The organism is Peptostreptococcaceae bacterium (assembly GCA_016649995.1).
In the GTDB taxonomy this organism is placed as follows: Bacteria; Bacillota; Clostridia; order Peptostreptococcales; family BM714; genus BM714.
The window spans coordinates 1-4,929 of record JAENWJ010000082.1; the positions used below are offsets into that span (position 1 = coordinate 1).

The 4,929-nt window shown below is 43.1% G+C and carries 3 protein-coding genes and 1 other annotated feature; all 3 genes read left to right on the top strand.

Going from position 1 to position 4,929, the window contains the following annotated elements; genetic code table 11:
• Positions 1-25: 25 nt before the first annotated feature.
• The 3 genes from JJE29_09085 (at position 26) to JJE29_09095 (ending at position 4,727) form a co-directional block, all read left to right on the top strand.
• The gene (locus JJE29_09085; GenBank protein MBK5252769.1) at positions 26-670 is read left to right on the top strand and encodes an ATP-binding protein; all 645 of its coding nucleotides are present in this window, start codon (positions 26-28) and stop codon (positions 668-670) included.
• 43 nt (positions 671-713) lie between these two features.
• Positions 714-920: a binding site (T-box leader), on the top strand.
• A gap of 76 nt (positions 921-996) precedes the next feature.
• A complete protein-coding gene (locus tag JJE29_09090; protein ID MBK5252770.1) occupies positions 997-4,107 on the top strand; it encodes an isoleucine--tRNA ligase in 3,111 nt (1,036 codons plus the stop codon).
• A 53-nt stretch (positions 4,108-4,160) separates the two neighbouring features.
• Positions 4,161-4,727, top strand: coding sequence for an HD domain-containing protein (locus JJE29_09095; GenBank protein ID MBK5252771.1), 567 nt, complete (start codon positions 4,161-4,163; stop codon positions 4,725-4,727).
• The last annotated feature ends 202 nt before the right edge of the window (positions 4,728-4,929 follow it).

The window sequence follows — 4,929 nt, forward strand, 5'->3', positions numbered from 1 at the left end:
ATATAACCCCATGAGGACATTGTTCATGCAGGAAATGGAAAGAAAGAATTGCTTAGTGGCAAACGGACTCCATATGCTGGTTGCGCAGGCCATTCGGGCCCAGGAAATATGGAACGGAGTAAAAATCGAGAAGGATGCTGAGAAGAGATTGATTGAGTATTTCCACAGAAAGCAAATAAATCCAGTACTCATAGGAATGCCTGGAAGCGGAAAAAGTTCAGTAGGGAAACATTTGGCGGAGCTGATGGGACGCGAATTTGTCGATACGGACGAATTGATAGAGAAAAAACATGGTCCCATAACGGACATATTTGCAGTAAAAGGAGAAAAAGGTTTCAGAGCAGTTGAAAGGGAAGCGGTCAAATCCTTAATAAATAGTAAAAATGTTGTAATTGCAACAGGCGGAGGAACGATTGTTGATTCCGGAAATGTCTCTGACTTGAAACTGAATGGAATCCTCATATATTTGGATCGTTCATTGAAGCAAATTGAAAAGACATTGAAAAAACAGGAGAGGCCTCTTTTAAAAGATAAAAGCGATTTGGACAAGTTGTATGGAGAAAGAAGACAACTCTATGAGGAATCGGCAGATTTGATCATCGGTGATTCCGGCAACTCCAAGCAGCAAGCCATTGAAATACAGAATATGCTGAAGAAAAAAATATTTTGACAACCGACTGGTTCTGTTATATTATGTAATGGTATAAATAGAAGTAAAGGCTATGATAGGGACGGCACGACCGGAGCATTTGCAGAGATGTAATCGATTGGTGAAAGATTGCAAAAAAACGGTTGGCGCGAATCACCTTTGAGCTGAATACCTGAAAAAAAGTAGGGTGTTCCGTATGCGTGCGTTAAAGCGGAGAGTGGCAGAAAATATTCTGTAATTTGGGTGGTACCGCGGTTAATTCGTCCCTGAGCTAATGCTCGGGATTTTTTTATTTGCAGGTCCTACAGTTGCTGAGTGAAAATATGAAAAAACGAAAGGATGAAGACATGAGCGTATTCAAAGAATTGGAAAAGATACCGGTAAAGGAATCGGAAAAACGCATCTCTGATTATTGGGAGGATATCGACATTCTAAAGAGGAGTATCGATACCCGTGAGGGACAGCCATCCTTCATATTCTATGAGGGACCACCTACGGCCAACGGCCGCCCGGGAATCCATCATGTATTGGCCCGAGCTCTCAAGGATTCAGTGTGTCGATACAAGACCATGAAGGGTTATCAGGTAAAAAGAAAAGCAGGATGGGATACCCATGGACTTCCTGTAGAGATAGAGGTAGAAAAGCAACTTGGACTTTCCGATAAAAACGATATTGAAAAATACGGAATAGCGGAATTCAACGAGAAGTGCCGAGAATCTGTATTCGCGTACGAAAAGCAGTGGCGTGAAATGACGAAGCGAGTGGCGTATGAAATCGATTTGGATAATCCATATATTACATTGGACAATGACTTCATAGAAACAGAATGGTGGATTTTGGATCAGATGAACAAAGCTGGCCTCATCTATGAGGGGCACAAGATACTGCCATATTGCGTGCGTTGCGGAACGGGCCTGGCTTCCCATGAGGTGGCCCAGGGATATCAGGAAATAAAATCCCTTACGGTAACAGTTAAATTTAAAAGAAAAGATGCGGACGAGTATTTCCTCGTATGGACAACAACTCCGTGGACTCTCCCGTCAAATGTTGCGCTTACAGTGCATCCCAAAGAGACATATGTGAAAGTAAAAGCGGAAAGCGGCACGGTATACATTGTTGCTAAGGCCTTGGCAGATACTGTTCTTAAAGAATCCTACGAGGTGATTGAAGAGATCAAGGGCAAAGACTTGGAATACCTTGAATACGAGCAACTGGTGCCTTTCGTAAAGGTGGATAAGAAAGCTTTTTATGTAACAGTGGCTGATTATGTTACTACAGATGACGGAACCGGAATCGTACACATGGCTCCTGCCTTTGGAGAAGACGACTATAATACAGGACTTCGTTATGGTCTCCCGGTTATACAACCTGTTGATGAAGAAGGGAAATTCACTGAAACCCCATGGAAGGGTCGTTTCGTAATAGATACAGACTTTGATGTAATGAAATGGCTTTCAGATAACAACAAATTATACAAAAGAGAAAATATGGTCCACAATTATCCTCATTGCTGGCGCTGCAAGACTCCTCTTTTGTATTACGCTAAACCTAGCTGGTACATCAAGATGACGGAATTGAAAGACCAACTCATTGCCAACAACAATTCGGTTGAATGGTATCCCGACTACGTTGGTGAAAAACGTTTCGGCAACTGGCTTGAAAATCTAAACGATTGGGCGATTTCCAGAAGCCGTTATTGGGGAACACCTTTCCCTATTTGGAGATGCGACGATTGCGATGCCTTCGACAGCATTGGCTCCAGAAAAGAGCTTGTTGAGAGAGCGCATGAGGACATTGATGAAACAATCGAACTCCACAGGCCATATGTGGACGATGTGCATATAACATGTCCCAAGTGCGGAGGAAGAATGACCCGTGTGCCGGATGTAATAGACTGCTGGTTCGACAGCGGTTCAATGCCATTCGCTCAGCACCACTATCCGTTTGAAAACAAGGAGAATTTCGACGAGTTGTTCCCTGCAGACTATATCTGCGAAGGTATAGACCAAACAAGAGGATGGTTTTATTCCTTGTTGGCAATCTCGACATTTGTCAAGGGGGTTTCACCATACAAGAGGGTTCTGGTAAACGATTTAATATTGGACAAAGACGGTAAAAAAATGTCAAAGAGCAAGGGCAATACCGTTGATCCGTTTGAAATGTTTGACAAGTACGGAGCCGATGCTCTTAGATGGTATCTGCTTCATGTTTCTCCGGCATGGACTCCAACCAAGTTTGACGAGGACGGTCTCCAGGAGATTTTAAACAAGTTCTTTAGCACGATAAAGAATGTATACAACTTCTTCACATTGTATGCCAATACGGATGAGGTGGACCCGAGGACATTCTTTGTGGATTATGAATCAAGACCCGAGATAGACAGATGGTTGCTTTCGGTCTACAATACTCTCGTAAAAGAAGTTACAGATGATATGGAAGTCTTTGACATGACGAAGGCTGTAAGGAAGATACAAATTTTTGTAAACGAGGATCTCTCCAACTGGTATATCCGTAGAAATAGAAGAAGATTCTGGGCCTCGGATTTGACCGACGACAAAAAAGCAGTTTACAACACAACATACGAAGTATTAAAAGGATTGTGTCAATTGGTGGCGCCGATTGCTCCATATATTTCTGAGGAAATCTATCGTGATCTGACGGATGAAGAATCGGTTCATATCAGCAGATATCCTGAAGCAAGCGATGAATTGTCCGACAAGGCTCTTGAAGAAAAAATGGAGCATGTTCGAAGACTGGTAGGTCTTGGAAGAGCGGCGCGTGAATCTGTAAAAATAAAGGTAAGACAGCCTATTTCAAAAGTGCTTGTCGACGGCAAGTATGCTGATGAAATGACTGATGTTGTACCGCTGATAAAAGAAGAATTGAATGTTAAGGAAGTCGTTTTCGCGAAGGATCTAGCCGAATTCATGGTATTTAACCTTAAGCCCAATTTCAGGAAGGCTGGTCCATTGCTTGGCAAGAAAATAAAGGCTTTTGGAAAATTTCTTGCCGGACCAGATGCTGCGGACATAGCGCCGAGACTGGAATCCGGGGAAGTTGTAACAGTTGATTTTGAAGGAGAGAAACTGGATCTTACTGAAGAATTGGTTGTTGTAACCATTGCTGCCAAGGAAGGTTTCACAGTATCCATGGAAAACAACATGTTTGTAATTCTAGATACGAAGCTTACGGAAGAACTCATTGACGAGGGATTCGCAAGGGAAATGATTTCAAAGGTTCAGCAGATGAGAAAGCTGAACGATTACGATATGATGGATAGAATAAAAATACAATATGATGGCGATGATGATATTGCCAAAGCAGTTGAAACCTTCGAAGAGTACATCATGAAGGAAACACTTGCAGTGTCAATAGAGCGTGTTGAGAATGACCAAATAGAGAAGAAGAACCTCAATGACCATGAAACGGGCATTTTGCTTGAACGCATCAGCTTATAGGCAATGGCGGGTTAGAGCGATTAATCAAAACATTCATTCAAGGAGAGGTTAAGATGTATGATAGAGATAGAGCGATAGAAATATTAACTGCGAACCTTAAAACGGAGTATCTTGTCAGGCACTCCTATGCAGTAGAGGCAGTCATGAGAGCACTTGGCAAGAAGTTTGAGCCTGAAAGGGAAAACCTTTGGGCAATTACGGGTTTGCTTCATGATTTGGATGCCGATCTTGTGGACTACAGAGTGCATCCTGAGCTTCACGGGCCGAGAGCTTTGGAAATTTTGAAGGAAGAGGGCTTTGGAGATGAGGAAATGTACCATGCCATCATGGCACATAACAAATATACCAAAACGCCTATAAAGTCTACATTGGACAGGGCAATCTATGCAGGTGACCCGATTACGGGTTTCATAAATGCCATAACATTGGTTTATCCCGACCAAAAGATTGCAAAGGTGAAAGTCAAGTCGATAACGAAGCGCATGCATGAGACGCGTTTCGCGGCGGGAGCCGACAGGGAAGCAATGTGGTCCATAGAGGAGCTGGATATGGATTTTGCGGATTTTGCGGAGCTTTCACTGAATGCCATGAAGGAGATTTCAGACATATTGGGTCTTTAAAAAGAAGAGTAGTTTGAATATGAAAGAATCCCCGCTGCAAGAATCATTCTGACAGCGGGGATTTCTATGTGTGCCCGGCATGGGCACAATCTATAGGGTGAAAGTCCCGAACGCCGAAGGTGACGTAGGCGTTAGCCAAGAGCAAGGGTGTCGTGGGTGACTGCGAATCTGAAGGAAGCTTGATGAGCAAATTTCCGGTCTG